This window comes from Halobacillus sp. A5, assembly GCF_024189315.1.
In the GTDB taxonomy this organism is placed as follows: domain Bacteria; phylum Bacillota; class Bacilli; order Bacillales; family Halobacillaceae; genus Halobacillus_A.
The window spans coordinates 290,838-314,198 of the sequence record NZ_JAIZEO010000002.1; the positions used below are offsets into that span (position 1 = coordinate 290,838).

Consider the following 23,361-nt stretch of genomic DNA (forward strand, 5'->3'; position numbering starts at 1 on the left):
AACAGAGCTGATAGAAAAAAACGAAAAGCTGGAGCATAGGCTCTAGCTTTTCGTATGTACATATAATTGATAGTTTCGCTGCTCTCCATAATAACTGTCCCCTTGTTCAATATTCTGACTGATCGGTCAGTGTCCTTAAATTATAAAAGATTTAAAAGGGGTGTGACAAACAATATATGGAATGTTTCACGTGAAACATTCCAGCTTTCCTCTTTATTAGAGCTGTGGCAGCTCTGTTTGGGGTGACATCTGCTTTTATCTGATCAGGTACGTAGTTAGCGTTGCAGACTTTTATATAACGACCGATTTCCAAAAGGGGGTGTACAGAAACCCGGCCGTTCATAAAATTGTGTTAAAATTTAAACAAATAAGAAAAAGGTGGTAGATTATATGCGCAATCTAACTAAAGAAACGACTAATACAAATAAAGGAATCAACGGCTGAGGAGCGGAGTATTAATGAATGCCCGGTTTCAGCCGAATCATTGGAGGAGCATTCATGTTAAATCAACAAGGATTTGATTCATGGGCGGGCGAGTACGATAAAACCGTCCGGGAAATTGATAAAAAGAACCAATACCCTTTTGCAGGCTACCAAAAGATAGTGACTGCCATTTATAAGAGAGCCGTACATCCACCACAGTCTCGTATATTAGACATCGGCTTCGGCACCGGCTTGTTAGCAGGCAGGCTTTATGAGGAGGGTCACGATTTGACCGGGGTCGATTTCTCAAATGAGATGATCTCGATTGCCAAATCCAAAATGCCGAAAGCTCAACTGTACGAGTGGGATATTACAAACGGTCTTCCGCCGGCCGTTATGAACCAATCGTTTGATACGATCATCAGTACGTACGCCTTACATCATCTAACGGATGCCGGCAAAGTAAGCCTGATTAAACAACTGCTTCCTTTGGTAAAGCCTGGGGGTCAAATTCTAATTGGAGACGTTGCTTTTCAGACGCATCAAGAGCTTGACCAATGCAGGCGGAATTATATTGAGGTGTGGGATGAGAATGAGTACTATTTTGTTTATGAAGAGCTGGCGGCTTCTTTAGCAGAACACTGTTCCTGTGAATTCACCCCCATCTCCCACTGTGGCGGGGTTATTGAGTTAAAGTGAGAAGGCGTGCCTCTGTTTAACGGCAGGAGTACTTTTAACGAGGAGTGAACAATGTTGGAATCCTGGAATTACATGCGATTGGCACGTCCCACTAATAAACTCGAGGAAATGCGTACCTTTTACGAAAAAGTACTTGGTCTAGAAAAAATTGGGGAATTCAATCATAACGGTTACCATGGTTTATTGATTGGCCTTCCTGACCAGAAGGTTCACTTAGAACTGCTTCAAAGCGACCACGATTTTAATACGGTGGCCCCGAACGACGATCATTTACTCGTGTTCTATTTACATACAATAGAACAGGTAGAAGCCGTACGTACAAAGCTTAAAGGTCATGGAGTGGAGCCTGTTGAGCCTGTTAATCCGTACTGGAAGGATAAAGCTTATACCTTTGAAGATCCTGAAGGCTGGCGTGTTGTATTTTGTATTGATATTAATAAATACAAACAAGGTGAACGCATTCTGTAAGTAAGAAAAAAAGATTAACTCCTCCTGGAATTAATCTTTTTTTCTTTTATACTGTTTCAGTTTCAGGTTCAGGGTCAGGCTGTGCCGCATCAATCATGAGGAAAACAGCGGCTAGAATATGCATGACCATGCCAACCCCCGGAATCCATCCAATAGAGGAAGCGATGATTCCAAGTATACTGCCTCTAGTACGACCGTTATCCTGTTTAGTTAAAATTAACGTTACGATGTGTAAGGCGAGCATAACGGCTAGAGGGATCCATAATAATGAAATGATAATAGTGCCTCCGATAATCGGGATGCCCAGTATGGCTTCAAGCCCGCCGGTGACCCACCTTAGGATTCTGGATGCCGACATTTAGTTCCTCCTTAAGATGAAAGATAAGTGTTCTTTGTAATTCAGCTGACAGAACTCAAAATGGAGAGCAGCAGCTGGTTCAAGGAATGACCTCCTTTCATTGAGTGATCTCAATATACAAATAATATTCTGATTTCAGAGTAATCATGACTAAAAAGTTAGGTTTTTTGTAATGTAGCTTGCTCCAATTTAATAACACAGTTAGGAAGCGAGGAGAATAAATGAAGGCAGAGGATTATATTAAAAAGCTGGAGCTTGAACCGCATCCAGAGGGAGGGTTTTATAGACCTTCTTATAGATCAGAAATCAGCGAATCCTTTCAGCAGGGGAGCCGGCCATTGTACACGAGTATTTATTTTCTTTTACGATCTGCAGATGTATCCCATCTTCACCGGCTGCAATCGGATGAACTATGGTATTTTCATGCGGGGAGTCCGCTGACCATTCATATGATTACTGCGTGTGGTGATTACGAGGAGGTGACATTAGGCTTGAGGGTGGATCGTGGAGAAGTGCCTCAGTTCGTTGTCCCGAAGAACACGATTTTTGGATCATCTGTAAAACAAGAGAACACCTTCGCGCTTGCAGGCTGCATGGTGTCCCCTGGGTTTGACTTTGCTGATTTTGAATTGTTTTCACAGGAAGAACTGCTGGAAGGTTATCCTGAGCATGAGGACATTATCCTTAAGCTTGCCTATGAAAATAAAGGGCAGTAAGAAGACTGACTTTATTTTCTTCTTTGAAGAAACAGAAAGCAGATTACTGCTATAAGTAAATGCTTTTCTTCATTCTCGAGCTGGTTGTTTATATCCACGATATCATTATCAATATCACTAAAGATCTTTGTGTACTCATGTGGAAAATACCCGTTGTAAAAATGCGCCCACTGCCGGCCTTCTTCATCACGAAGGGTGAAATCTCCGGAAGCCCCCTTGATGAGAACGGGTAAAAGCAGCTTATTGTCCCGGTCATAAATCTTCCCTTTCATCGTCATCAAGCTTTTGAAATCATTCTGTACATAAGTGCCGAGAACTTCTCCATTGTGATCTTCGACAGTAACTATAGACTGGCGGATTCCTTTTCGTTTTAAACGAAACTTTTGTTCTCCGCGGCTTGAGTACATGGCGAAGGTCAGCGGCAGGAAAGTAACCCCATTCCGAATGAAAATAGAAAGCGGATAAGCCCAGAAGGGGACGGATACTGCCTTCACATAACCAACGGAGGCGCCTGATTTTAGAAAAAGCATCAGCTTAGGCAGCAGCCCGGAGTCTTGTTTAATAACCAGATGATCAAGATGAATAAGTGATTCTTCGGATTCTGGTATGTCCAGCTTCAGGAGTTGATGATATTTTCTCCGGCTGGCGGCTGAAGCTCCAAGCATGAATAAAGATAGGGCGGAAATAGAGGAGAGACTGAACCAGTCTTCTCCCGATAATGGAGGAGCAAGTATGCCGACAGCTATGGCGGTGACGCCGATGATAATCGATAGAACGAGTGAACCTTTCATCCGTCGCTTGTATAGTTCAGCAATCATCGACTCACTCCTATTTAGTTCGTCTTTCTGTGAACAATCGTAAAGGGCGGGTAATTTTCCAGGATTTACTGCTCTTAAGATTTTTTAATTCCTTGCGCAGGAATTCCTTTTCTTCCGTAAGGACCGAATTTTTTTGTTCAAGCTGTTCAAGCTGCAGTTCTATCTTTGCTGAATCTTTTTTCATTTCATCACCTTCTGCATTTAGTTTTAACTGAAGGACAAGCTGTTCTAATTCTTCCAACGCCGGCAGGATGAATTCGGACAGCCGGGAAGCCATCCCCTTTGGGCCGAGCTTTTGAAAATAAAAGACAATCAGGGCATACAAAAAGAAAATGTGCTCAACGGGAGAAAGCTTCTCTTTTAATAAATAGGAGGCTTTCACTTCCGTATAAGGAGTCAGTAAGCTGGTAAAATATCTGGCTGTATCAATAAAGTGGGGTCCTGCGGTATAAGAGGACCAATCGATCACTTGAACGGAATCTTTCTGTTCATCAAACATCAGGTTCTGATAAGCAAAGTCCCCGTGAAGCAGAGAATAATGCTGTTTTGGAATCATCCATTGATAACATTCGTTGTCCATAATGGCTGACTGAAGTCTGTCCATTAAGAAGCGGATTGATTTCGGATAACGGTGCTGCTTTGTAATAAGGTTAATTGATTTAAAAAGCTTCTCGTTGAACTCTTTTTTATGGATTTGAGTGAAATAGTGAACAACAGAGATGGCGCGTCCCTTTTTAAATTGAAAGACATAGTTTGGGATCGGATAACGGCTGACTGCTTCACTGTAGGGGATAGAGGCCACTTTTTTAGCAGCTTCGATGACTACAGAATGAGCTAACGCAGCAGGTGCTGCCTTCACTTGTTCAATCGTTATGTATGAGACTTTATCCATCACGAAGGAATCTATGTAAGCTGGAGAGATGTCCTGCAGCTGGGAGCAATCCTTTCGTACGGTCCTATAGAAATTCTCTTCGCGTCCGGCTCCGGTCATTTGGTTCGTGTAATTCGAAACCTTAGTAAAGAACCTTCGCTCACCGGCTTCATGAAGAAAAGCCCCGAAATTATTTTTTCCATTGATAAAAATGTATTCCGTTCTGACCTCGTCCCCCTCCTTTACGAAGCCTTCTTGAATTCTTTTCATGAGTTCATCAAAAGTCATGCCATGTTTAAGAGACAGGGCTTTCTGATAAGAAATCTTAGCCTTATCGTATTTCTTTAGGAAGGCATAGGAGCGCCCAAGACGAAAATGATAGCTGGCGGTTTGAGGTTTTATTTTTATTAACCATTGAGCTGTCTTCTCTGCAGCTTCCCAATCTCCTAAATAATCATAAAGGTTATGAAATTCTGATAACAATCGTTCATGATTGGGATAGCGGCTTGACCCCTGGTTCAGGATCTGTTCAGCCTTGTCCGTCTCACTATTGATTCGTAAGCTCCTCGCATAATCTGCATAAACAGCGGCTTCAATATTGTCGTTCTTACTGAAGTACTGGTGATAGAGTTGAACAGCCTTATGCCAGTTCCGGTCTTTTTGATGTTTATTAATGTCTTTTAAAAGTTGCTCTGCCATTCTCATTCTCCTATTTAACTCTTCTAATTTATTGATTCTTTTCCTATTATTGCATGTCATAATTTTGTTGCAAGAATTTAATATAATCTTCTATGATTATTTCTAAAAATGTGAAGGATTGGGTCTTGATTTTTAAAGATACCCGGGTTTAAAATAGTCGGTGGTTTACAGTTATGTAAAAAAACCTCCGCTCAAGTAATGCCTTGACCATGAGGTGAATATAGTAGTGTACATGAAACAAATGTTGCATCCTCACCAGGAACATATTGGGATTCCAAAAGCAGAAACCTTTCTTTAAAGGAACTCTGGAAAGGTGGAAACTAGAAAAGGAGCGAAACTATGAAAGAAGTACTCGAAAAGGTGTACAGTCCTTGTTATGGATCGATTAAGGAAGTCTGTGTAGATGACGAAGCCTATGTATATGAGTGGGAACCGTTATTTTTAATCGAAACAGAAGATAAGCAAGTCGTGGAAGTATGTGTAGGCGTCAGCGGGACGATCACACAAATCGACCTGGCACCTGGACAAGAAGTCACACCTGAATCTGTGCTGACTGTTCTTAGAGATGATTTACTCATCACAGGAAGTGATTGATTTATAGATTAAGCCTTTATGTTGGACGCGATGATCCGGCATAAAGGCTTTTTTTAATTGAACGGGGTTCTGGTAGTCTAAAATTCTTCTCGTGAGTTATAATTGAGAGCTCATTTTAATATCCCATACATCCGTGAACACAATTTCTCCAGTTTGGAGTCCCAGGTCGGTAGCCTAACTGAAAACACCTGTCCCGACAGGCTTGCAATTCCTGGGGATTTGGGTGAAAAAACTGAGGTCCTGCCTGGTACTGGCTGTACTGAAGGGGAGCTTGTGCCTGGTGATGGTAAGGGTATCCGCTGCCTCGGTAATAGTTATTCATATTGTGCACTCCTTTTGATTTCATTCCATTCCATGAGTAGTTTATGGAGGCTCCAATTAGTTGTTGAGCTTAAATTTTGAAATGTTTATAAGAGGTTGACAATCTTATGTATGCGCTTTAAGATGATGTGTAACGGGTTACATGTTTTATTTCTATATTTTTTGCCGAATATGTAACGGGTTACACACGCAAGTAAACAGGGAAGTGAATGACCGAAATGTCAACGATAAGAGATGTTGCAAAGCTGGCTCAAGTTTCAGTAGCAACCGTATCTCGTGTTCTTAACGGAAATGGTTATGTAAGCCATAATACAAGGGAAAAAGTAGCAGCAGCTATTAAGCAGTTGAATTACCGGCCGAATGATGTCGCCCGGAGCTTGTTTAAGGGACGGTCAAAAATGATTGCTTTATTTGTTCCCGATATCATGAACCCCTTCTTTCCGGAATTGGCACGTGCTGTAGAAGATATGACGACACAACAAGGTTTTACATTTGTTTTGTGTAATACTGACGACAACCTTAATAAAGAAATGGCTTACTTAGAAGCATTAAAACAAAAGTCTGTAGACGGTATTATTATTGTTTCCAGTACCATGACGGCTGAGTACATGGAAAACTTTGATATACCTGCTGTAGCTTTGGACCGTATTATCCACACTAATATTTCCTCAGTAACTGTAAATAATCGTGAAGGGGCAAAAGAAGCCACGCAATATTTAAAGGATATTGGCTGCAGGAGAATTGCTCATGTGTCAGGACCTGAACACGTAAGTAATGCCAGACAGCGTTTAAAAGGGTATTTAGATATCGCTCAAAAAAGTGAATGGTTTAACTATGAGTATATTGAACAGGGTGAGTATAACTTCGAAGGGGCAAAAAAAGCCACACAAATACTTTTAACAAAACATCCTGAAATTGATGGATTGTTTGTGGCCAATGACTTAATGGCAGTAGGAGCCATTAAGGCGGCAGAATCTCTTGGTCTCTCTGTTCCTGATCAGTTATCTATTATTTCATTTGACGGGATTAAACTCGGAGAGACCACTTCTCCAGCTTTAACGACGATGGCGCAGCCCATTTATCAAATTGGAGCAAGGGCAGCTGAGATGCTTATAAAGCAGGTGGAACAAAATGAAGCTCAAACGTTAGTCGAAGAATTCTCCGTCAAGCTTATTGAACGAGATTCGACTCGAAAGAAGGGGGAGAATCAATGATGCATAAAAAACCAACAATTTGCGTAGTAGGCAGTATCAATATGGATTTAACCGTTTCTACCTCAGTAATTCCAAACCAAGGGGAAACAGTATTGGGCGAAAGCTTTGCCACCTACCCGGGGGGTAAAGGAGCAAATCAGGCTGTAGCTGCAGCAAGATTAGGAAGCGAAGTTAAAATGGTGGGCGCTGTCGGCAATGATGTGTTTGGCCGAAGTCTTATGGATCATCTTCAAGCTGAAGGAATTGATACTTCGGCAACTGCTCTACTGGATGAAACAGCGACGGGTACAGCCACCATTATATTATCCAACAACGATAACCGAATCATCGTTGCTCCAGGAGCTAATCAATTCGTTACACCTTCTTACGTTGAAAAATACAGGTCGGCTCTTGCAGGGAGCGACATCATATTAATGCAAATGGAAATACCTATTGAAACGATTGCCTATGTATCTGCTGTGGCTGAAGAGTCAGGGGTTCCCGTTATATTAAATCCGGCACCCTATCAGCCGTTACCAGCAGCTGTTGTAAGTAAAATCGACTTTATGACACCAAACGAGATAGAGGCGGATCTGCTTAAGAATGATTTGATCAGTAATGAGTTGTTAGAGAAGTGGATTACTACTAAAGGAGAACGAGGGGCCTCTTATTATTTTCAAGGAAAAGAAGTTCTGGTTCCCGGCTATACGGTTCCTGTTGAAGATACCACAGGCGCCGGTGATACTTTTAATGGTGCTTTGGCTGCTCAGCTTGGACGGGGTGAATTCGTAAAGAGTGCTGTATCGTTTGCTAATGCAGCAGCCGCTTTATCTGTTACGGGTAAAGGGGCGCAGGGAGGAATGCCCGCGCTGGAAGAGGTTCAAAGCTTCTTAAAAGAGAGGTCAAGTGGCTTATGAAGAAGCAGGGTGTATTAAATAGAGAGATCGCCAGTGCTTTAGCGCGTTTAGGACACACCGATACGATCGTACTTGCAGATTGCGGTTTACCTATCCCTGACCATATGAAATGTATTGATGTTTCACTTTCTTTAGGGACGCCTGGAGTCATTCAGGTCTTAGAAACGATAAAAGAAGATATGGAGATTGAATCCGTAACAGTGGCTGTTGAAATGGAAAGTGATAACAAGGAGATACTTACTGAACTGCATAATCATTTTACTAAAGAAAAATTCTCCAGCCTTCCTCATGAAGAATTTAAAAAAGCAGCAAACGAGGCAAAGGTTATTATTAGAACAGGAGAAGCGACACCATATTCCAACATTATTTTACATTCGGGCGTTATTTTTTAAGAGAAAGGGGTGAGTGGTATGAACGATCAGAATCTAGTGAAAATGAGTGAAATCGATAAATCCTTTGCGGGAAACCGTGTTTTACAAAATGTGAATTTCTCCGTCCAGGCTGGAGAAGTTCATGCTTTGATGGGGGAGAATGGAGCGGGAAAATCGACGCTGATCAAAGTATTAACAGGCATTCATTCTCGAGACGGCGGCACGATCACTGTAAAAGGGAAGGATGTTATCTTCTCTCACCCGAAAGAAGCCGAAAAACAGGGCATTGTAGTTATTCACCAGGAATTAAATATTATCCCCCACCTGACCGTAACGGAGAACATGTTTCTAGGAAAAGAGCTGTCGATAGGAAAAACAGGAATTCTGCGGAAACGGGAGATGCAAACACAAACGTTGGAAAGTTTAAAACGCCTGGGAGTGGAAAATATTCCACCTAATGAAACAGCCGGTAACCTTTCCGTTGGAAAACAGCAGATGATTGAGATTGCCAGAGCGATATCAACGAACGCAGAAATGATTATTATGGATGAACCCACTGCCGCTTTAACTGACCGGGAAATTACCAGCCTGTTTAAAGTTATTGAGTCGCTCCGCAAACAAGGTGTAAGTATTGTTTATATTTCTCATCGGATGGAGGAGATTTTTCAAATATGTGACCGTATCACGGTTCTCCGGGATGGTCAGTATATCGGAACCAAACCAATTAAGGAAACTTCCTTTGAAGCCATCGTGAAAATGATGGTAGGCAGAGATTTAGGCGAACGATTTCCAGAGAGGTCGAGTGTAATAGGAGATACATTACTAGAGGTGAAGGACTTAGCAAGAGATGAATGGTTTGAAGGGATTAACTTTCAAGTGAAAGAAGGAGAAATCCTCGGGGTGGCAGGATTGATGGGCGCCGGACGTACAGAGATTATGGAGACGATCTTTGGTGCAGCTAAGAAGTCAAAAGGACAGGTGCTTTTACAAGGCAGGCCACTAGACGTCACTCATCCCCGTGACTCGATTAGAGCTGGAATAGGCTTTATAACTGAAGACCGTAAAGATGAAGGACTTGTACTTAATTTATCAATCAGGGAAAATGTTGCTTTAACAAATTTGAAAGCGGTTTCCTGTGGCGGGTGGGTTTCGAATGCCCGTGAGAGAGATTTAGTTGATGATTTAATTAAGAAGCTCCACGTTAGAACGACGGGGCGGGATCAGGAGGTTAAATCTTTAAGCGGAGGCAACCAGCAAAAGGTGGTTATTGCCAAGTGGCTCGGTATCGAGCCGCGTTTACTTATATTAGACGAACCGACTAGAGGTGTCGATGTAGGAGCTAAAAAGGAAATCTACCATATTATGAATCAATTAACAGAGCAGGGCGTCGCCATTATTATGGTTTCCTCTGAGCTGCCGGAAATACTAGGTGTCAGCGATCGAATTATGGTGATCCACGAAGGAAAGATGGCAAAAGTCTTCAAACGGGGCGAAGCCGATCAAGAGAAGATCATGCATGCGGCTACAGGAGGTGAGTAAGGAATGAAGAAAAAAATCGTTAACAATCTTTCACAGTTAGGACCTTTAATAGGTTTGATTATCATTGTCATTATCCTCGGTTTTACGAGTGACAGCTTTTTCACTATGAATAATATCTTAAATTTACTAAGGCAAATCTCAATTAATGCTCTGATCGCTTTCGGAATGACGTTTGTTATTTTGACTGGAGGGATTGACTTATCTGTCGGCTCCATTCTTGCATTTGGCAGTGCCTTAACGGCTGGAATGCTCGCCAGTGGAATGGATCCAATGTTAGCTGTTTTTATTGGTCTGTTAGCAGGGCTCCTCATGGGTGCTGTGAACGGGTTGATTATTACTAAGGGAAAAGTCGCTCCATTTATAGCCACGCTGGCAACGATGACTATTTTCCGTGGAGCTACGCTAGTTTATACCGACGGGCGTCCGATTACAGGACTTTCTGACAGCTTCTCGTTTGAAATGATTGGAAAAGGCTATGTGTTTGGTGTTCCATTCCCGGTAATTTTAATGCTGATTGCTTTTGCTGTATTGTTTTTTATTCTGAGAAATACCATCTTTGGCCGTCAGGTTTATTCGGTAGGCGGGAACGAAGAAGCTTCTATTTTATCTGGAATCAGAGCAGACCGAGTAAAGATCTGGGTCTATTCTATTACTGGTATGCTCTCTGTATTAGCCGGCATTATCTTAACGAGCCGGCTGAATTCCGCACAGCCTACAGCGGGAACGATGTATGAATTAGACGCGATCGCCGCTGTAGTTCTCGGAGGTACAAGCCTTACAGGTGGACGGGGGTGGCTCACCGGCACGTTAATAGGTGCTTTGATTATAGGTGTCCTCGATAACGGGTTAAATCTATTAAACGTTTCCTCGTTCTATCAACAAATTGTAAAAGGCAGCGTTATTCTGCTGGCAGTCTTACTAGACCGCAGATCCAAATAATTAATTATATAAAAGGGAGGAAAAGAAACATGAGAAAATGGTTAAAAACAATTGGTGTTGTAAGCTTATTGGTTGTTATGGCAGCTTGTTCAACAGAAAGTCCGGGCAGCTCTTCTGATGATGAATCCGGAGATAGCGATGAATCTATCAAAATCGGGATGTCCATCTCTACACTGAATAATCCTTTCTTCGTTTCCTTACGCGACGGAGCAGAAGCCGCGGCGGAAGAAGCAGGATACGAGATTACGACTGCAGATGCCCAGGACGATTCAGCATCACAGGTTAGTGATATTGAAGACCTTATTCAGCAGGACATTGACGTTTTACTTGTAAATCCTACTGATTCATCAGCTATTTCTTCGGCCATTGAATCTGCCAACAGTGCAGACATTCCGGTGATTACAGTAGACCGTACAGCAGATGAGGGAGAAGTAGTTACACACATCGCCTCAGATAATGTGGAAGGCGGAGAAATGGCTGGCGAGTATATCGCTGAACAGCTGGAAGAAGAGGGAGATTTAGTAGAGCTTGAAGGAATTTCCGGGGCATCAGCGACAAGGGAAAGAGGAGAAGGATTTCATAATATCGTTGATGAACTGGATGGAATGGAAGTGGCAGCCCAGCAGTCGGCTGACTTTGACCGCTCCAACGGCTTAAACGTAATGGAGAATATTCTTCAAAGCAACAATGAAATTGATGCTGTTTTTGCCCATAATGATGAAATGGCTTTGGGTGCAGTTGAAGCACTTGAATCTAATGATTTAGCTGATGAAGTAGTCGTTGTAGGATTTGATGCAACCGCTGACGCCCGCGACGCTGTTTCCGAAGGGCGTATGGATGCCACAGTTGCGCAGCAGCCTGAACTAATTGGAGAAGAAGCGATCGCGACGGCTGGTCAGGTAGTAGATGGGGAAGAAGTAGATGAATTTATCCCTGTAGAATTGGAGCTTATTACTGAATAAGAATAGAAAAGAGTGCTCTTCAGGGCACTCTTTTCCTTTGTACGTAAAACTTTGTAAATACCCATAAATTACTCTGAATCGCCCATAAAATCCCGTCCGCGCCCATAACTTCCGATTAATGCCCTTAATTTTTCAAATTCGCCCATAAATCGTCTACATCCGCCCATAAACCCCACACAGAACGACTGATGGTATAGAAGCGCGTCCCTAAAAGTGATAAACTTCTAGGTAAGAAGATTTGAAAACGTTATCACAGGAGTTGGGATATATGTTATCGATACTTGAGGATTATAAGAATGACATTTTTGAGACTTTTTTCGGTAACGCCAATCATTGTATTGTGATTGTAGACCACAATGGTTTTATCTCATATATGAATGACGGATACTGCCGGTTCCTTGAGCTCAATAAATCTGAAGTGAAAGAACAGCATGTTACAGAGGTCATCGATAACACGAGGATGCACATTGTGGCAGAGACAGGGATCGAAGAAATGGCCGACCTTCAGGAAATCCGGGGTAAATACATGGTGGCGAACCGTATACCGCTTCGTTCGGATGGAAAAATTGTGGGCGCTCTGGGGATGGTTCTATTCCGTGATACAGAGGAGTGGCTGAAGATGAACAGCCATATTAAAGCCCTGCTGCTGGAGCTTGAAGCCTACCGCAAACAAATGAATGAGAAAAACGGGGCCACGTATTCGCTTCATGATATTGTCAGCAGCTCGCCTGAAATGGATCAGCTCAAAAACAAGATTATGAAACTCGCCCCTGGAGATGTATCGATTTTACTCCGAGGGGAAAGCGGGACAGGGAAGGAGCTGTTTGCCCACAGCATCCACCAGCTGAGTGAGCGCCATACGAAGCCTTTTATTAAAGTGAACTGTGCAGCGATCCCGGAGCACTTATTGGAGTCTGAACTGTTTGGCTATCAGGAAGGGGCGTTTACCGGCGCGAAAAAAGGCGGGAAACCAGGTAAGTTTCAACTGGCCAATGGCGGCACGCTTTTCTTAGATGAGATAGGGGATATGCCGCTTCATGCTCAGGTAAAAATTCTCCGCGTGCTGCAGGAAGGGGAAGTGGAGGCTGTCGGTGGTGTGAAGCCAGAGCAGATTGATGTACGGATCATAGCCGCCACCAACCAGTCTCTGGAGGAACTGATTCAATCGCAGCAGTTCCGGGAGGATTTATTTTACCGAGTTAACGTCGTCCAGGTAAAAATTCCTCCGCTGCGAGAGCGGCCGGAAGATCTGCGCGTGCTGTCAAAATATTTACTGCAGAAGGTCACGGAACGCGTAGGGAAGCGGGTGGTTGATTTCGATCGGGAGGTGTACCAGTGTCTTCAGCAGTATGAGTGGCCCGGCAATGTCAGGGAGCTTGAGAATGTCATTGAAGCGGCGGTACATTTAACGAATACGGAAACCATTCAAGTGGAGGATCTGCCTGACCATATCCAGCATAAAACTTATGCTTTTGAAGAAGGAGATACTTTAAAGGATGTGTTGGAGAAGGCAGAGAAACAGGCCATTGAACAGACCTTAAAAAAAGTCAGCGGAGATCGGGCTGAAGCAGCGAAGACGCTTAATATAGGTAAATCAAGTCTTTATGAGAAAGTGAAAAAGTATCACATATGAATCATTCCATAAATACGGAAACCATTCCACAAAATTGGAATGGTTTCTTTTCGTTTGTTTTGTAAGGGTTTTCAAAATATTAGAGGCAGGCTGTAGAATGGATTCCAGAATTTCGAAAAGTGATTTAACTTGTTGAAGCATACAACTCCCTGTCTATCAGTGTTCAGCTTGATATAAAAAGTTGGCACGAATTTTGCATGTATAAGAATGAAGGGAGTGCATAGATGATGAAAACCATACATCCGTCATTTGAGCAGGCAGTAAATGAAATTAAAGATTATTCAACAATTATGGTGGGAGGCTTCGGACTGGTAGGGATCCCAGAGAATTTAATTCTGGCCCTGGTGAAATCCAAGGTGAAGCATTTAACGGTCATATCCAATAATTGCGGGGTCGATGACTGGGGTCTCGGCCTGCTGTTAAAGAATAAACAAATTGATAAAATGATCGGTTCTTACGTCGGGGAAAATAAAGAATTTGAACGTCAGGTCTTAGCAGGCGAGCTTGAAGTCGAGCTTACGCCGCAGGGAACGTTAGCTGAACGGATCCGCGCAGGAGGTGCAGGGATTCCGGCCTTTTACACACCTGCAGGGGTTGGGACGCCGCTTGCAGAAGGAGAGGAAGTAAGGACCTTTGACGGGCAAGAATACTTACTGCAGAAGGGACTGCAGGCAGACTTCAGTCTCGTCCGGGCAGCTAAAGGAGACCGATATGGGAATCTGGTTTACAACAAGACGGCCCGTAATTTTAATCCGATGATCGCAGCGGCAGGAAAGGTGACGATTGCAGAAGTGGAAGAGCTCGTCGAACCAGGTGAGCTTGATCCTGATCACATTCATACACCGGGTATTTACGTGCAAGGGCTGATTGAAGGATCCCAGGAAAAACGCATCGAACGTCTTACACTAAGGCAGTAGGCATAAATAGAGGAGGAGTTAGACATGGCTGTACAACTGGACAAAGCAATCGTTCGGGAGAAGATTGCAAGAAGAGCTGAACAGGAAATTGAAAGCGGTTTCTATGTAAATTTAGGCATTGGAATGCCGACGATGGTGGCGAATTATATTCAGGAGGATAAGGAGGTTGTGCTTCAATCGGAGAACGGCTTACTTGGAATCGGCCGCTCCCCTTACGAAGATGAAGTCGATCCAGACTTAATCAATGCCGGGAAAGAGACGGTCACTGCTTCGGTTGGGGCTTCATACTGCAGTAGTGCAGAGTCGTTCGCGATGATCCGCGGACAGCATATTGATCTGGCTATTCTCGGGGGCATGGAAGTAAATGAAAAGGGTGACTTAGCCAACTGGATGATCCCAGGCAAAATGATTAAAGGAATGGGCGGTGCCATGGATATTGTACACGGTGCCCGCAAAATTGTCATCATCATGGACCACGTCAACAAACATGGGGAGTCGAAAATATTAAAGCAATGTCAGCTTCCGTTAACGGGCAAAGGCGTAGTCGATCGTATCATTACCGAACGAGCAGTGATCGACGTAACGGAAGAAGGGCTCGAATTAGTGGAAGTTGATGAAGGGTGGACGGTCCAGGAGATTAAAGATTCGACGGAAGCAGACTTAAAGGTTCACCCGAACTTACTTGAAGCATCTTTTTAATCATCAAAGGGGGAGTTGTAGATGGAGAAAGTTGTATTTATTACTGGAGCAGCAAGTGGGATTGGCTATCAAATTGGTCTGGCTTTTGCCGAAGAAGGGGCGAAGGTGGCGTTTAGTGACATTAACGAAGAGAAGCTGAATGAAGTGACAGCTGACCTTAGAAGCCGGGGGCATGACTGTATCGGGGTGAAATGCGATGTTACGAATGAGGAGGAGCTGAAGGCGGCCATTAATCAAACGGTTGACCAATATGGAAGGCTGGATGTGTTAATTAACAATGCCGGTTTACAGCATGTGGCTTCGGTTGAGGATTTCCCGACCGAGAAGTTTCAGTTTATTACCAACGTCATGCTGGTCGCTCCGTTTATGGCTACAAAACACGTATTTCCGATTATGAAAAAGCAGGGCTTCGGCCGGATTATCAATATGGCATCGATCAACGGATTAATCGGCTTTGCCGGGAAAGCGGCGTACAACAGTTCAAAACACGGCGTGATCGGTCTGACGAAAGTTACAGCGCTTGAAGGAGCAGAGCACGGAATTACGGTGAACGCGATCTGCCCGGGTTATGTGGACACGCCTCTCGTCCGTAATCAGCTGGAGGATTTAGCAGCGAACCGCGGTGTATCACTTGAGAAGGTTCTCGAAGAAGTCATTTATCCGCTTGTCCCGCAGAGACGTTTGCTGGCGGTAAAGGAGATTGCCGATTACGTGCTGTATTTAACGGATGAGAAAGCAAAAGGGATTACCGGCCAGGCTGTTGTTATCGATGGCGGCTATACCGCTCAATAAAGGAGGATGTTTATGAAGGGTGTATATATTTTAGAAGGAGCGCGTACTCCTTTTGGTACATTTGGCGGGAAATTAAAGGATGTGGATCCAACCGAATTAGGCGTCACTGTAAGTAAAGAAGCGATCCGCCGCAGCGGCATTAAGGCAGAAGATATTGATTTTTCCATCATTGGAAATGTCATTCACTCGGCAAAAAACGCTCCCTATTTAGCGAGGCACGTGGCCCTCAAGACAGGGGTGCCGATTTATAGTCCTGCGTTAGCTGTGAACCGCTTGTGCGGATCCGGGCTTCAGTCCGTGGTCTCTGCGGTGCAGTCTATTCAGCTTGGCGACGGAAGAGCTGCTTTAGCCGGCGGCACAGAAAGCATGAGTCTTGCCCCGCATGCTTTAAGGGGAAGCCGATTTGGGACAAAATTAGCTGCACCTAAAGTAGATGATATGCTCTGGGCTGCTTTAACTGATGAATATATTGGAGACGGCATGGGCGTAACAGCTGAGAACCTGGCGGAAAAATATGAAATCTCGCGTGAAGCCCAGGACGAATATGCCGCTTTAAGTCATCAGCGGGCGGCACGTGCAAAAGAACGGCTGGCAGAAGAAATCGCAGGGGTAGAAGTGAAATCCCGTAAAGGTACTTTCATTGTGGACGAAGATGAGCATGTACGCGCTGACACCACGGCCGAGGGGCTTGCTAAATTGAAGCCTGCCTTTAAAAAGGATGGGACAGTGACAGGAGGCAACGCCAGCGGCATTAATGATGGTGCTGGAGCGGTGGTTGTAGCTGGTGAAGATTTTGTAGAAGAGAAGAGTCTTGCTCCGATAGCGAAGGTGGTTTCTTATGGATTAGCTGGGGTTGATCCAGCTTATATGGGGATCGGTCCCGTCACAGCTATTCAGAATGCTTTAGCCAAAACAAGCTTAACGTTGGACGATATGGCATTGGTGGAAGTGAATGAAGCCTTCGCTGCTCAATACCTGGCTGTAGAAAAAGAATTAGGCCTGGATCGGGAGAAAGTAAATGTGAACGGAGGTGCCATTGCTCTCGGACATCCCATTGGGGCGAGCGGCACAAGAGTGCTCTATTCTTTAGTGAAGGAACTGCAAAGAAGAAATGAGAAATATGGGGTCGCTTCGCTGTGTATCGGCGGCGGACAAGGAATCGCAATGATAGTAGAAGCGCTTTAATAAATCAAGGTTGAAGGAGGAATCATGATGCTTGGAATTTTATTAGGACTAGCTGTCCTCATGGCCTTAGCATATATAGGCTGGTCGATCATCTGGGTCGCCCCGATTGCAGCGGGGGTCGTCGCGCTTACAGGAGGACTCGATCTGCTTGACGCATACAAGGACACATATATGGAAGGTTTTGTTGGATTTGCGAAGGACTGGTTCCCTGTCTTTATGCTGGGAGCTGTATTTGGGAAATTGATGGAAGATACAGGGATGGCACGGTCAGTTGCTGTTGCTTTAACAAAATTAATTGGAACTAAACGTGCCATTCTCGGGGTGCTGGCGTCAGCGGCTGTATTAACCTATGGAGGAGTAAGTCTGTTTGTCGTTGTATTTGCCGTATATCCACTGGCCATCTCTTTATTCCGGGAAGCCAATATCAGCCGGCGTTTAATTCCGGCAACTGTCGCTTTAGGCGCTTTTACCTTTACGATGACAGCGATCCCGGGAACACCGCAGATTCAGAACTTAATCCCGATGGAGTATTTTCAGACGAATGCTTCGGCTGCTCCGATTATGGGGATTATTGCAGCGTTGATTATGGCCGTCGGCGGTTACTTTTACCTGCGCTGGCGGGAGAAGAAGCTGACGGATAAGGGAGAATTCTTTACAGAGCCGAAGGATAACAATCTAGTAGCAGATGATGAAAAAATTCCTCATTTTGTTCTATCAGTCCTGCCGCTGATTACTGTCCTCGTCACGTTAAACCTATTTAACTGGGATATCGTTGTTGCTTTGATTTTAGGTATTTTGCTTATTATGGTTTTAAATTTTGCTAAATTCAAGAAGTTCGTTAAATCTATTAACGCGGGAGCTGGCGGCTCTGTTATTGCCATTATTAATACGAGTGCAGCCGTCGGATTTGGTTCAGTTGTCCGTGCCGTTCCCGGATTCGAGCAATTAACACAAGTATTAATGGGCGTCCGCGGCAACCCGCTTATCTCAGAGGCTGTCGCCGTTAACGTCCTTGCCGGGGCGACCGGTTCTGCTTCGGGCGGTATGGGAATTGCATTGGAAGCGCTTGGATCGAGATACTATGAAATTGCGATGGATACAGGGATAAGTCCGGAAGCCTTTCACCGAATTGCTTCCCTGTCTTCGGGTGGTCTTGATGCCCTGCCGCACAACGGTGCCGTCCTTACGCTGCTGACGATCACAGGGATGACGCATAAAGACAGCTATAAAGATATCTTCGTCGTCGCCGTACTCATTCCGGTTATTTCGGTGGCCGTTGTTATCTTATTATCATCTATAGGAATTTTGTAAAAATTATCACCTCTGTCTGTGGATAGAGGTGATTTTTAGCAGGAGTATTTTTGCCCATAAGTGGGATGGATTGACCCAAAAGTGACTAATACCCGCCCATAAAATATGATTTTCGCCCGCAAACGGCAGCTGAGCGCCCACAAATACACCCCTTTCGCCCATAATCCCTTGTTCTCCATTACATTAAAGAATTACAGGGCCGCAGACTTTAAAAACGGAGCGGTACAGCGTACAATGGATACTAATATTAACGTCCGTTTTCTTAAATAAGCGGACTTCCTATAATAATGACAAAAGGAGCTATGCTGATGAGCGCTAATGAACTGACTATTGCCAAAAGTACAAACTTAAAACCAAAACCTGAAAAAGACCAAATTTCCTTTGGCCAGACCTTTACAGACCATATGTTTGTTATGGATTATGCAGAAGGGAAAGGGTGGCACGAGCCCCGCATCGTTCCTTATGAGCCAGTGACGCTTGATCCAGCTGCAATGATTTTTCACTACGGGCAGACGGTATTTGAAGGGTTGAAAGCTTACCGCGCAGACGGAGACCGTATTCTATTATTCAGACCCGAAAAAAATCTCGAGCGTCTTAACCGCTCAAGTGACCGCCTCAGCATTCCACCCATTGATGAGGATGAGGTAATGAGCTATCTAGAGGAATTAGTCCGCATCGAAAAGGACTGGGTTCCGTCTACGGATGGGACATCGCTTTACATTCGTCCATTTATTATTGCGACGGATCCTAATTTGGCGGTAGCTCCATCCAAAACGTACAAGTTCATGATCATTCTTTCTCCGGTCGGTTCTTATTTCTCAGGCGGGATTCATCCGGTGAAAATTAAAGTAGAAAACGAATTTACCCGTGCTGTAAAAGGCGGTACCGGTATGGCGAAGACAGCAGGAAACTACTCTTCCGGGTATCAGGCCCAGGCGAGTGCTTATAAAGAAGGAAGTGCTGATGTGCTGTGGCTGGATGGCGTAGAAAAGCGCTACATAGAGGAAGTCGGCAGCATGAACATCTTTTTCAAAATAAACGGAGAAGTCGTCACTCCGGCTCTAAGTGGAAGCATCCTTAAAGGGATTACCCGTATGTCGATTCTTGAGCTGTTACGAGAGTGGGACGTGCCTGTAGTTGAACGAAGAATCTCGATTGATGAACTGCATGAAGCATACGAGCGTGGTGAAGTAGAAGAAGCGTTCGGAACAGGGACGGCAGCAGTTATTTCGCCGGTAGGAGAGCTGAACTGGGACGGAAAGAAAATGACGATCAACAATCACGAAATTGGAGAATTATCTCAAAAGCTTTATGACACGATTACCGGTATTCAGAGAGGTAACATTGAAGACCATTACAAATGGGTGATCGAAGTTAAATAATTTAAGGTGCCTGGCCATTAGGTTGAGTCAGGCACTTTTTTTATGCCTAATGAATTATTCTAAGCAGGGGGGAGGTTGGTGATAAATCAAAAACTAAACCCGACAGAAAAACATCGTTTACGTGTTTATTAAATTGAGGCTCTTACTGCATCTTCCTCGACTGGAACTGATAGCTGAACGCAGAAATAAGGGTGGTTATCATTGTCCTGAGTGTATTGTTAGGCAGGAGAAATACTCAACTATTGTGGTTGGTTCCAAGTATTAGAATCCATTCGGCATCAATGAACCCTGTAGACTTGATTATTAAATGGAAATTAATACAAAACATAGGAACGTATGATACGCTTAGGTTATCTAAATTCACGATATAAACACAGTTTCTTATTCAATTAACGGATTATGTATAAATGAATTATTATAAAAGCGGAAGAAAGGAGGGGTAATATGGAAATTGTTCGTATTTTACTTCCTGTTGTATTAGTCGGTGGAATTGCAGTATTTGTAGTTATGAGAATGAAACATAAATATAAGAAGAATACCTTGGGCAAGAAAAAATCAAAGGGAGCTCAAAATTTATTAGATAGTTTAATACCACTGGGAATGATGACTGGTTGTGTTTTTAGTGTACTCCTCAGCATATTTTTCCCAATCTCTTTACTGTCTACGATTGCCTTAGGAGCTGGAACAGGCTTACTATTTGGGTATGTTGCATATGAAATTTATAGTAAAAGAGGAGAAAGTCATTCATAAACTCCTGTCTTCCGTAATCGGGTGCAATTGTGGAATAAAATGTGAAATGAAGTACTTAAATTAAAGGGGCTTTGGTTTAACAAGCCAATAACAATAAAAAAACTACCTGATTTGTAGAAGTTTTGCCGTTAACACAGCCAACAGACAAAGAAGCCTATCCATCGACTGGTTCAGGCTTCTTTCATCATAATTATTCACCATGCTTACGGTCTTCGAGCTTAGCAGAAGCTAACCCATATAAGAATCCAAACAGAGCACCTACCGCCACTTCAGCCGGCTGGTGTCCGAGAAGCTCCTTCAATTCTTTTTCCTGCTTCACAAATTCTAAACTTGGATAATCCGTTGATATTGCCTCAATGTTATCCTCAAGATCATTAACTAAACGCGCTATTTCGCCTGTATGCCGCCGTATACCTTGAGCGTCATACATAACAATAGTACCGAATACAACAGCGAGTGCTGTTTCGATATGCCTCGTTCCACGGTTAGCTGCTACGTAGGTAGCTAGTGAAGCGACGCCTGCAGAGTGGGAGCTCGGCATGCCGCCCGTTTGAAGAATTGGCTTCCAGTCCCAATTCCCGCTGATTTTTTTATGGGTTGCTATTTTTAACCCTTGTGCGATGATAATCGCAGAAAGTGAAGTAATTATGCCTCTGTTCATTCCGACCCCTCCATTAATTGCGAAATTGCCTATCTATGATTCATACCCCTCATGACATGTTTTATTCAGGTTTTTACAAATTTTTAGAGTTAGAGGTATAAGGGAAGTGATATAAGGAGAGGAGGACGATATAATGCTGCACAGGTTACAGGCAGCAGGGGTTTTGTTTATAGTAATAGGGTTCCTGCTCTGGGTTTCTGTGGATTCATCCGGCGTGCTGCTCCCTTTGCTGATATCAGGAGCCGGCATTATTTTAGTTAGTTTAGCAAGAGGAATAACAAGGAGGGGGCGAAGCTTTTTGTGCAGGATCGGTCTTCATAAAAATAAACAGACGGGCTGGGATGCATCAACACCCTCGGCTGCTGTCTATCAATGTGAACGATGTGGTCAAAAAAAGAGAGTTGTTAAAGCGGTTTAATAAAAAGACTGTATTACACGGAAGTCGTTTCCTGACAGCCTGCCATCATCTATGACAGGGGTTTCTAAACAAGCTGAAAAAAGCCGCGGAGCAGCTCCGCGGCTTCTTAAAAAAATTATAGATTTACTCCAATCCCCGGTCCAAATGGAATACCGAAAATTGCAAATACGAGTAATAGGATGACCCATACAGTAAAGAAAATAATACTGTAAGGAAGCATTAATGAAATTAACGTTCCCAGGCCGGCTTTTTTATTGTACTCTCTCATAAACGCCAGCACAACGATGATGTAAGGGTTCATCGGTGTAATGATGTTTGTGGAAGAGTCGGCAATACGGTAGGCCGCTTGAATAAAGGCTGGGTGATAGTCTAAATAGTAGAACATTTGCAGAAAGATCGGTGCTTCCAGAGCCCACTGGGCAGACCCACTGAAGATTAACAGGTTCATAAATGCAGTGAGGATTGAGAAACCAACCACAATAGGAAGCCCTGTCATATCCAGCGCCTGGAGGGCATTGGCACCACTTACAGCTACCCACGTACCGATATTAGACCAATCAAAGTAAGCGATGAACTGCGCAGCTGCAAAGATGAGGACGATAAAGCCGGACATATCCTTCATCGCTTCTCCCATAAACCCGGAAATATCACGTGACGATTTAATCTTTTTAACTGTAATCCCGTAAGCTAACCCAATCGCAATAAAGAAGAAGAGGATGATCGGAACAATCCCGTCTAAGAATGGAGATGGGACCAGTCCGCCTTCTTCACTGCGTAACGCTGAACCGGGCCAGGCAATGGCAATGACAAGTACGATAATAAAGCCGATACCTGTAATAACAGCATTTCGGAACCCTCTCATCTCAAGTGCGGAGCTCTCTTCCAGTTCGTTGCCGCCTTCACCTTCATATTTACCGAGGCGCGGCTCTACGATTTTTTCGGTGATTAGTGCACCTGTAATCGACAGCACAATGACTGAGGCAATCATAAAGTACCAGTTATCAACAGGTGTGACGGTAATATTAGAATCTAAGCTTTCCATAACTTCGGTTGAAATCCCGGCAAGTAATGCATCTGTACCAGTAATCATAAAGTTCGCTGTAAAACCAGAACCTACACCAGCGAAGCCTGCTGCTAAACCAGCTAGAGGGTGACGCCCAATCGTGTAGAAAACCATCGCAGCCAGAGGTGGAATAATAACAAAAGCTGCATCGGATGCAATGTTACCCATAATTCCGACAAAGATTACTGCATACGTGATTAAAGATTTCGGTGCTTTTAGAATGGTGCTTTTAATAGCCGTTTCCAGCAATCCTACTTTATCCGCAAGTCCAATCCCGAGCATCATAGCGAGGACCAGGCCGAGCGGTGCAAACCCGGTAAAATTATCGAGCATGGAAGTTAAAATATATTCTAAGCCTTCCCCGGAGACAAGACTTTTAATTGCAATCTCTTCTCCTGTCCCTGGTTCTTCTACAGAAACGCCGAATAGAGATATAACCCAGGAAAATAAGATGATGAAACCGGCTAAATAAACAAACAACATGAACGGTTCGGGCAGTTTGTTACCCATTCTTTCTATTCCATTAAGGAATCTGGTCATTCCTTTGTTTTGTTTCTCTTCAGTCGTCTTACTCATGTCTTTCACCCTTTCTTCGATTTAGGAAGTTTTTCTTTAATTTTATCTGTTTATTAAAACTGATGTCGTCGTATTGTTTATTCTCT

Annotated in this window: 25 protein-coding genes and 1 pseudogene; 20 read left to right on the plus strand and 6 right to left on the minus strand. The window is 43.8% G+C overall.

The annotated features are described in order from the left end of the window. Positions 1–498: 498 nt before the first annotated feature. On the plus strand, positions 499–1,122 hold the full coding sequence (locus LF822_RS09645) for a class I SAM-dependent methyltransferase (RefSeq protein ID WP_253923821.1): 624 nt from the start codon (positions 499–501) through the stop codon (positions 1,120–1,122). 51 nt (positions 1,123–1,173) lie between these two features. Next, a complete protein-coding gene (locus tag LF822_RS09650) occupies positions 1,174–1,590 on the plus strand; it encodes a VOC family protein (RefSeq protein ID WP_253923822.1) in 417 nt (138 codons plus the stop codon). A gap of 46 nt (positions 1,591–1,636) precedes the next feature. Here LF822_RS09650 and LF822_RS09655 read toward each other — a convergent pair whose 3' ends face one another. Continuing rightward, positions 1,637–1,948 carry a hypothetical protein gene (locus tag LF822_RS09655; protein WP_253923823.1) on the minus strand — a complete coding sequence of 104 codons (312 nt, stop codon included), beginning with the start codon at positions 1,946–1,948 and terminating at the stop codon, positions 1,637–1,639. A gap of 221 nt (positions 1,949–2,169) precedes the next feature. Between LF822_RS09655 and LF822_RS09660 the strand changes: the two genes are divergently transcribed. Continuing rightward, entirely contained in the window at positions 2,170–2,664 is a 495-nt protein-coding gene (locus tag LF822_RS09660) for a cupin domain-containing protein (protein WP_253923824.1), read from the plus strand. Between the two features lie 11 nt (positions 2,665–2,675). Here the strand turns inward: LF822_RS09660 and LF822_RS09665 are convergent, their stop codons facing one another. Both LF822_RS09665 and LF822_RS09670 read right to left on the minus strand, forming a co-directional pair. Further along, a complete protein-coding gene (locus LF822_RS09665) occupies positions 2,676–3,482 on the minus strand; it encodes a hypothetical protein (RefSeq protein ID WP_253923825.1) in 807 nt (268 codons plus the stop codon). 10 nt (positions 3,483–3,492) lie between these two features. After that, on the minus strand, positions 3,493–5,052 hold the full coding sequence (locus LF822_RS09670) for a tetratricopeptide repeat protein (protein ID WP_253923826.1): 1,560 nt from the start codon (positions 5,050–5,052) through the stop codon (positions 3,493–3,495). 339 nt (positions 5,053–5,391) lie between these two features. Here LF822_RS09670 and LF822_RS09675 point away from each other — a divergent pair, with 339 nt between their 5' ends. Continuing rightward, a complete protein-coding gene (locus tag LF822_RS09675) occupies positions 5,392–5,646 on the plus strand; it encodes a biotin/lipoyl attachment domain-containing protein (RefSeq protein WP_253923827.1) in 255 nt (84 codons plus the stop codon). 115 nt (positions 5,647–5,761) lie between these two features. Here the strand turns inward: LF822_RS09675 and LF822_RS09680 are convergent, their stop codons facing one another. After that, a complete protein-coding gene (locus LF822_RS09680) occupies positions 5,762–5,968 on the minus strand; it encodes a hypothetical protein (protein ID WP_253923828.1) in 207 nt (68 codons plus the stop codon). Positions 5,969–6,185: 217 nt separating this feature from the next. On the opposite strand from LF822_RS09680, the gene LF822_RS09685 reads away from it, so the two are divergent. From LF822_RS09685 to LF822_RS09755, 15 genes and pseudogenes are all read left to right on the plus strand, one after another. Then, the gene (locus LF822_RS09685; protein WP_253923829.1) at positions 6,186–7,181 is read left to right on the plus strand and encodes a LacI family DNA-binding transcriptional regulator; all 996 of its coding nucleotides are present in this window, start codon (positions 6,186–6,188) and stop codon (positions 7,179–7,181) included. Beyond that, positions 7,181–8,077 (plus strand): ribokinase, encoded by an 897-nt coding sequence (gene rbsK, locus LF822_RS09690; RefSeq protein ID WP_253924252.1) that lies wholly within the window; start codon positions 7,181–7,183, stop codon positions 8,075–8,077. The genes LF822_RS09685 and rbsK overlap by 1 nt, the downstream gene beginning before the upstream one ends. Beyond that, positions 8,074–8,469, plus strand: a complete 396-nt coding sequence (gene rbsD / locus LF822_RS09695; RefSeq protein WP_253923830.1) for a D-ribose pyranase — start codon at positions 8,074–8,076, stop codon at positions 8,467–8,469. Before rbsK ends, rbsD begins: the two co-directional genes overlap by 4 nt. Before the next feature lie 18 nt (positions 8,470–8,487). Next, positions 8,488–9,987 (plus strand): sugar ABC transporter ATP-binding protein, encoded by a 1,500-nt coding sequence (locus LF822_RS09700; RefSeq protein ID WP_253923831.1) that lies wholly within the window; start codon positions 8,488–8,490, stop codon positions 9,985–9,987. Between the two features lie 3 nt (positions 9,988–9,990). Then, on the plus strand, positions 9,991–10,926 hold the full coding sequence (locus LF822_RS09705; protein WP_253923832.1) for an ABC transporter permease subunit: 936 nt from the start codon (positions 9,991–9,993) through the stop codon (positions 10,924–10,926). Positions 10,927–10,955: 29 nt separating this feature from the next. Then, positions 10,956–11,888 (plus strand): ribose ABC transporter substrate-binding protein RbsB, encoded by a 933-nt coding sequence (gene rbsB, locus LF822_RS09710; RefSeq protein ID WP_253923833.1) that lies wholly within the window; start codon positions 10,956–10,958, stop codon positions 11,886–11,888. Between the two features lie 268 nt (positions 11,889–12,156). Further along, a complete protein-coding gene (locus LF822_RS09715) occupies positions 12,157–13,521 on the plus strand; it encodes a sigma-54 interaction domain-containing protein (RefSeq protein WP_253923834.1) in 1,365 nt (454 codons plus the stop codon). Positions 13,522–13,748: 227 nt separating this feature from the next. Continuing rightward, complete coding sequence (locus tag LF822_RS09720) at positions 13,749–14,438, plus strand: CoA transferase subunit A (protein WP_253924253.1); 690 nt, start codon at positions 13,749–13,751, stop codon at positions 14,436–14,438. Positions 14,439–14,462: 24 nt separating this feature from the next. After that, the gene (locus tag LF822_RS09725) at positions 14,463–15,137 is read left to right on the plus strand and encodes a 3-oxoacid CoA-transferase subunit B (RefSeq protein ID WP_253923835.1); all 675 of its coding nucleotides are present in this window, start codon (positions 14,463–14,465) and stop codon (positions 15,135–15,137) included. Between the two features lie 21 nt (positions 15,138–15,158). Next, positions 15,159–15,929 carry a 3-hydroxybutyrate dehydrogenase gene (locus tag LF822_RS09730; protein WP_253923836.1) on the plus strand — a complete coding sequence of 257 codons (771 nt, stop codon included), beginning with the start codon at positions 15,159–15,161 and terminating at the stop codon, positions 15,927–15,929. Between the two features lie 12 nt (positions 15,930–15,941). Next, complete coding sequence (locus LF822_RS09735) at positions 15,942–17,114, plus strand: acetyl-CoA C-acetyltransferase (protein ID WP_253923837.1); 1,173 nt, start codon at positions 15,942–15,944, stop codon at positions 17,112–17,114. A 27-nt stretch (positions 17,115–17,141) separates the two neighbouring features. Further along, entirely contained in the window at positions 17,142–18,425 is a 1,284-nt protein-coding gene (locus tag LF822_RS09740; RefSeq protein WP_253924254.1) for a GntP family permease, read from the plus strand. Between the two features lie 308 nt (positions 18,426–18,733). Then, positions 18,734–19,807 (plus strand): branched-chain amino acid aminotransferase, encoded by a 1,074-nt coding sequence (locus tag LF822_RS09745; RefSeq protein ID WP_253923838.1) that lies wholly within the window; start codon positions 18,734–18,736, stop codon positions 19,805–19,807. Between the two features lie 237 nt (positions 19,808–20,044). Next, positions 20,045–20,178: pseudogene (locus LF822_RS23065) on the plus strand (IS1595 family transposase); the annotation flags it as partial. A 73-nt stretch (positions 20,179–20,251) separates the two neighbouring features. Next, positions 20,252–20,557 carry a hypothetical protein gene (locus LF822_RS09755; RefSeq protein WP_253923839.1) on the plus strand — a complete coding sequence of 102 codons (306 nt, stop codon included), beginning with the start codon at positions 20,252–20,254 and terminating at the stop codon, positions 20,555–20,557. A gap of 190 nt (positions 20,558–20,747) precedes the next feature. Here the strand turns inward: LF822_RS09755 and LF822_RS09760 are convergent, their stop codons facing one another. Then, positions 20,748–21,218, minus strand: coding sequence for a divergent PAP2 family protein (locus LF822_RS09760; RefSeq protein WP_253923840.1), 471 nt, complete (start codon positions 21,216–21,218; stop codon positions 20,748–20,750). Between the two features lie 133 nt (positions 21,219–21,351). Between LF822_RS09760 and LF822_RS09765 the strand changes: the two genes are divergently transcribed. Further along, positions 21,352–21,636, plus strand: coding sequence for a hypothetical protein (locus LF822_RS09765; RefSeq protein ID WP_253923841.1), 285 nt, complete (start codon positions 21,352–21,354; stop codon positions 21,634–21,636). A gap of 115 nt (positions 21,637–21,751) precedes the next feature. On the opposite strand, the gene LF822_RS09770 is transcribed toward LF822_RS09765, so the two are convergent. After that, the gene (locus tag LF822_RS09770; protein ID WP_253923842.1) at positions 21,752–23,275 is read right to left on the minus strand and encodes an AbgT family transporter; all 1,524 of its coding nucleotides are present in this window, start codon (positions 23,273–23,275) and stop codon (positions 21,752–21,754) included. Positions 23,276–23,361: the final 86 nt, after the last annotated feature.

What these genes read in the sequence shown, in the direction of transcription:
- LF822_RS09765 (WP_253923841.1), top strand. Translation starts at nt 21,352, where the DNA reads ATGCTGCACAGGTTACAGGCAGCAGGGGTTTTGTTTATAGTAATAGGG.
- LF822_RS09735 (WP_253923837.1), top strand. Translation starts at nt 15,942, where the DNA reads ATGAAGGGTGTATATATTTTAGAAGGAGCGCGTACTCCTTTTGGTACA.
- LF822_RS09675 (WP_253923827.1), top strand. Translation starts at nt 5,392, where the DNA reads ATGAAAGAAGTACTCGAAAAGGTGTACAGTCCTTGTTATGGATCGATT.
- LF822_RS09760 (WP_253923840.1), bottom strand. Translation starts at nt 21,218, where the DNA reads ATGAACAGAGGCATAATTACTTCACTTTCTGCGATTATCATCGCACAA.
- LF822_RS09700 (WP_253923831.1), top strand. Translation starts at nt 8,488, where the DNA reads ATGAACGATCAGAATCTAGTGAAAATGAGTGAAATCGATAAATCCTTT.
- rbsD (WP_253923830.1), top strand. Translation starts at nt 8,074, where the DNA reads ATGAAGAAGCAGGGTGTATTAAATAGAGAGATCGCCAGTGCTTTAGCG.
- LF822_RS09670 (WP_253923826.1), bottom strand. Translation starts at nt 5,052, where the DNA reads ATGGCAGAGCAACTTTTAAAAGACATTAATAAACATCAAAAAGACCGG.
- LF822_RS09720 (WP_253924253.1), top strand. Translation starts at nt 13,749, where the DNA reads ATGAAAACCATACATCCGTCATTTGAGCAGGCAGTAAATGAAATTAAA.
- LF822_RS09685 (WP_253923829.1), top strand. Translation starts at nt 6,186, where the DNA reads ATGTCAACGATAAGAGATGTTGCAAAGCTGGCTCAAGTTTCAGTAGCA.
- LF822_RS09725 (WP_253923835.1), top strand. Translation starts at nt 14,463, where the DNA reads ATGGCTGTACAACTGGACAAAGCAATCGTTCGGGAGAAGATTGCAAGA.
- LF822_RS09660 (WP_253923824.1), top strand. Translation starts at nt 2,170, where the DNA reads ATGAAGGCAGAGGATTATATTAAAAAGCTGGAGCTTGAACCGCATCCA.
- LF822_RS09755 (WP_253923839.1), top strand. Translation starts at nt 20,252, where the DNA reads ATGGAAATTGTTCGTATTTTACTTCCTGTTGTATTAGTCGGTGGAATT.
- LF822_RS09680 (WP_253923828.1), bottom strand. Translation starts at nt 5,968, where the DNA reads ATGAATAACTATTACCGAGGCAGCGGATACCCTTACCATCACCAGGCA.
- LF822_RS09740 (WP_253924254.1), top strand. Translation starts at nt 17,142, where the DNA reads ATGCTTGGAATTTTATTAGGACTAGCTGTCCTCATGGCCTTAGCATAT.
- LF822_RS09655 (WP_253923823.1), bottom strand. Translation starts at nt 1,948, where the DNA reads ATGTCGGCATCCAGAATCCTAAGGTGGGTCACCGGCGGGCTTGAAGCC.
- LF822_RS09770 (WP_253923842.1), bottom strand. Translation starts at nt 23,275, where the DNA reads ATGAGTAAGACGACTGAAGAGAAACAAAACAAAGGAATGACCAGATTC.
- rbsK (WP_253924252.1), top strand. Translation starts at nt 7,181, where the DNA reads ATGCATAAAAAACCAACAATTTGCGTAGTAGGCAGTATCAATATGGAT.
- LF822_RS09730 (WP_253923836.1), top strand. Translation starts at nt 15,159, where the DNA reads ATGGAGAAAGTTGTATTTATTACTGGAGCAGCAAGTGGGATTGGCTAT.
- LF822_RS09650 (WP_253923822.1), top strand. Translation starts at nt 1,174, where the DNA reads ATGTTGGAATCCTGGAATTACATGCGATTGGCACGTCCCACTAATAAA.
- LF822_RS09715 (WP_253923834.1), top strand. Translation starts at nt 12,157, where the DNA reads ATGTTATCGATACTTGAGGATTATAAGAATGACATTTTTGAGACTTTT.
- LF822_RS09645 (WP_253923821.1), top strand. Translation starts at nt 499, where the DNA reads ATGTTAAATCAACAAGGATTTGATTCATGGGCGGGCGAGTACGATAAA.
- LF822_RS09665 (WP_253923825.1), bottom strand. Translation starts at nt 3,482, where the DNA reads ATGATTGCTGAACTATACAAGCGACGGATGAAAGGTTCACTCGTTCTA.
- rbsB (WP_253923833.1), top strand. Translation starts at nt 10,956, where the DNA reads ATGAGAAAATGGTTAAAAACAATTGGTGTTGTAAGCTTATTGGTTGTT.
- LF822_RS09745 (WP_253923838.1), top strand. Translation starts at nt 18,734, where the DNA reads ATGAGCGCTAATGAACTGACTATTGCCAAAAGTACAAACTTAAAACCA.
- LF822_RS09705 (WP_253923832.1), top strand. Translation starts at nt 9,991, where the DNA reads ATGAAGAAAAAAATCGTTAACAATCTTTCACAGTTAGGACCTTTAATA.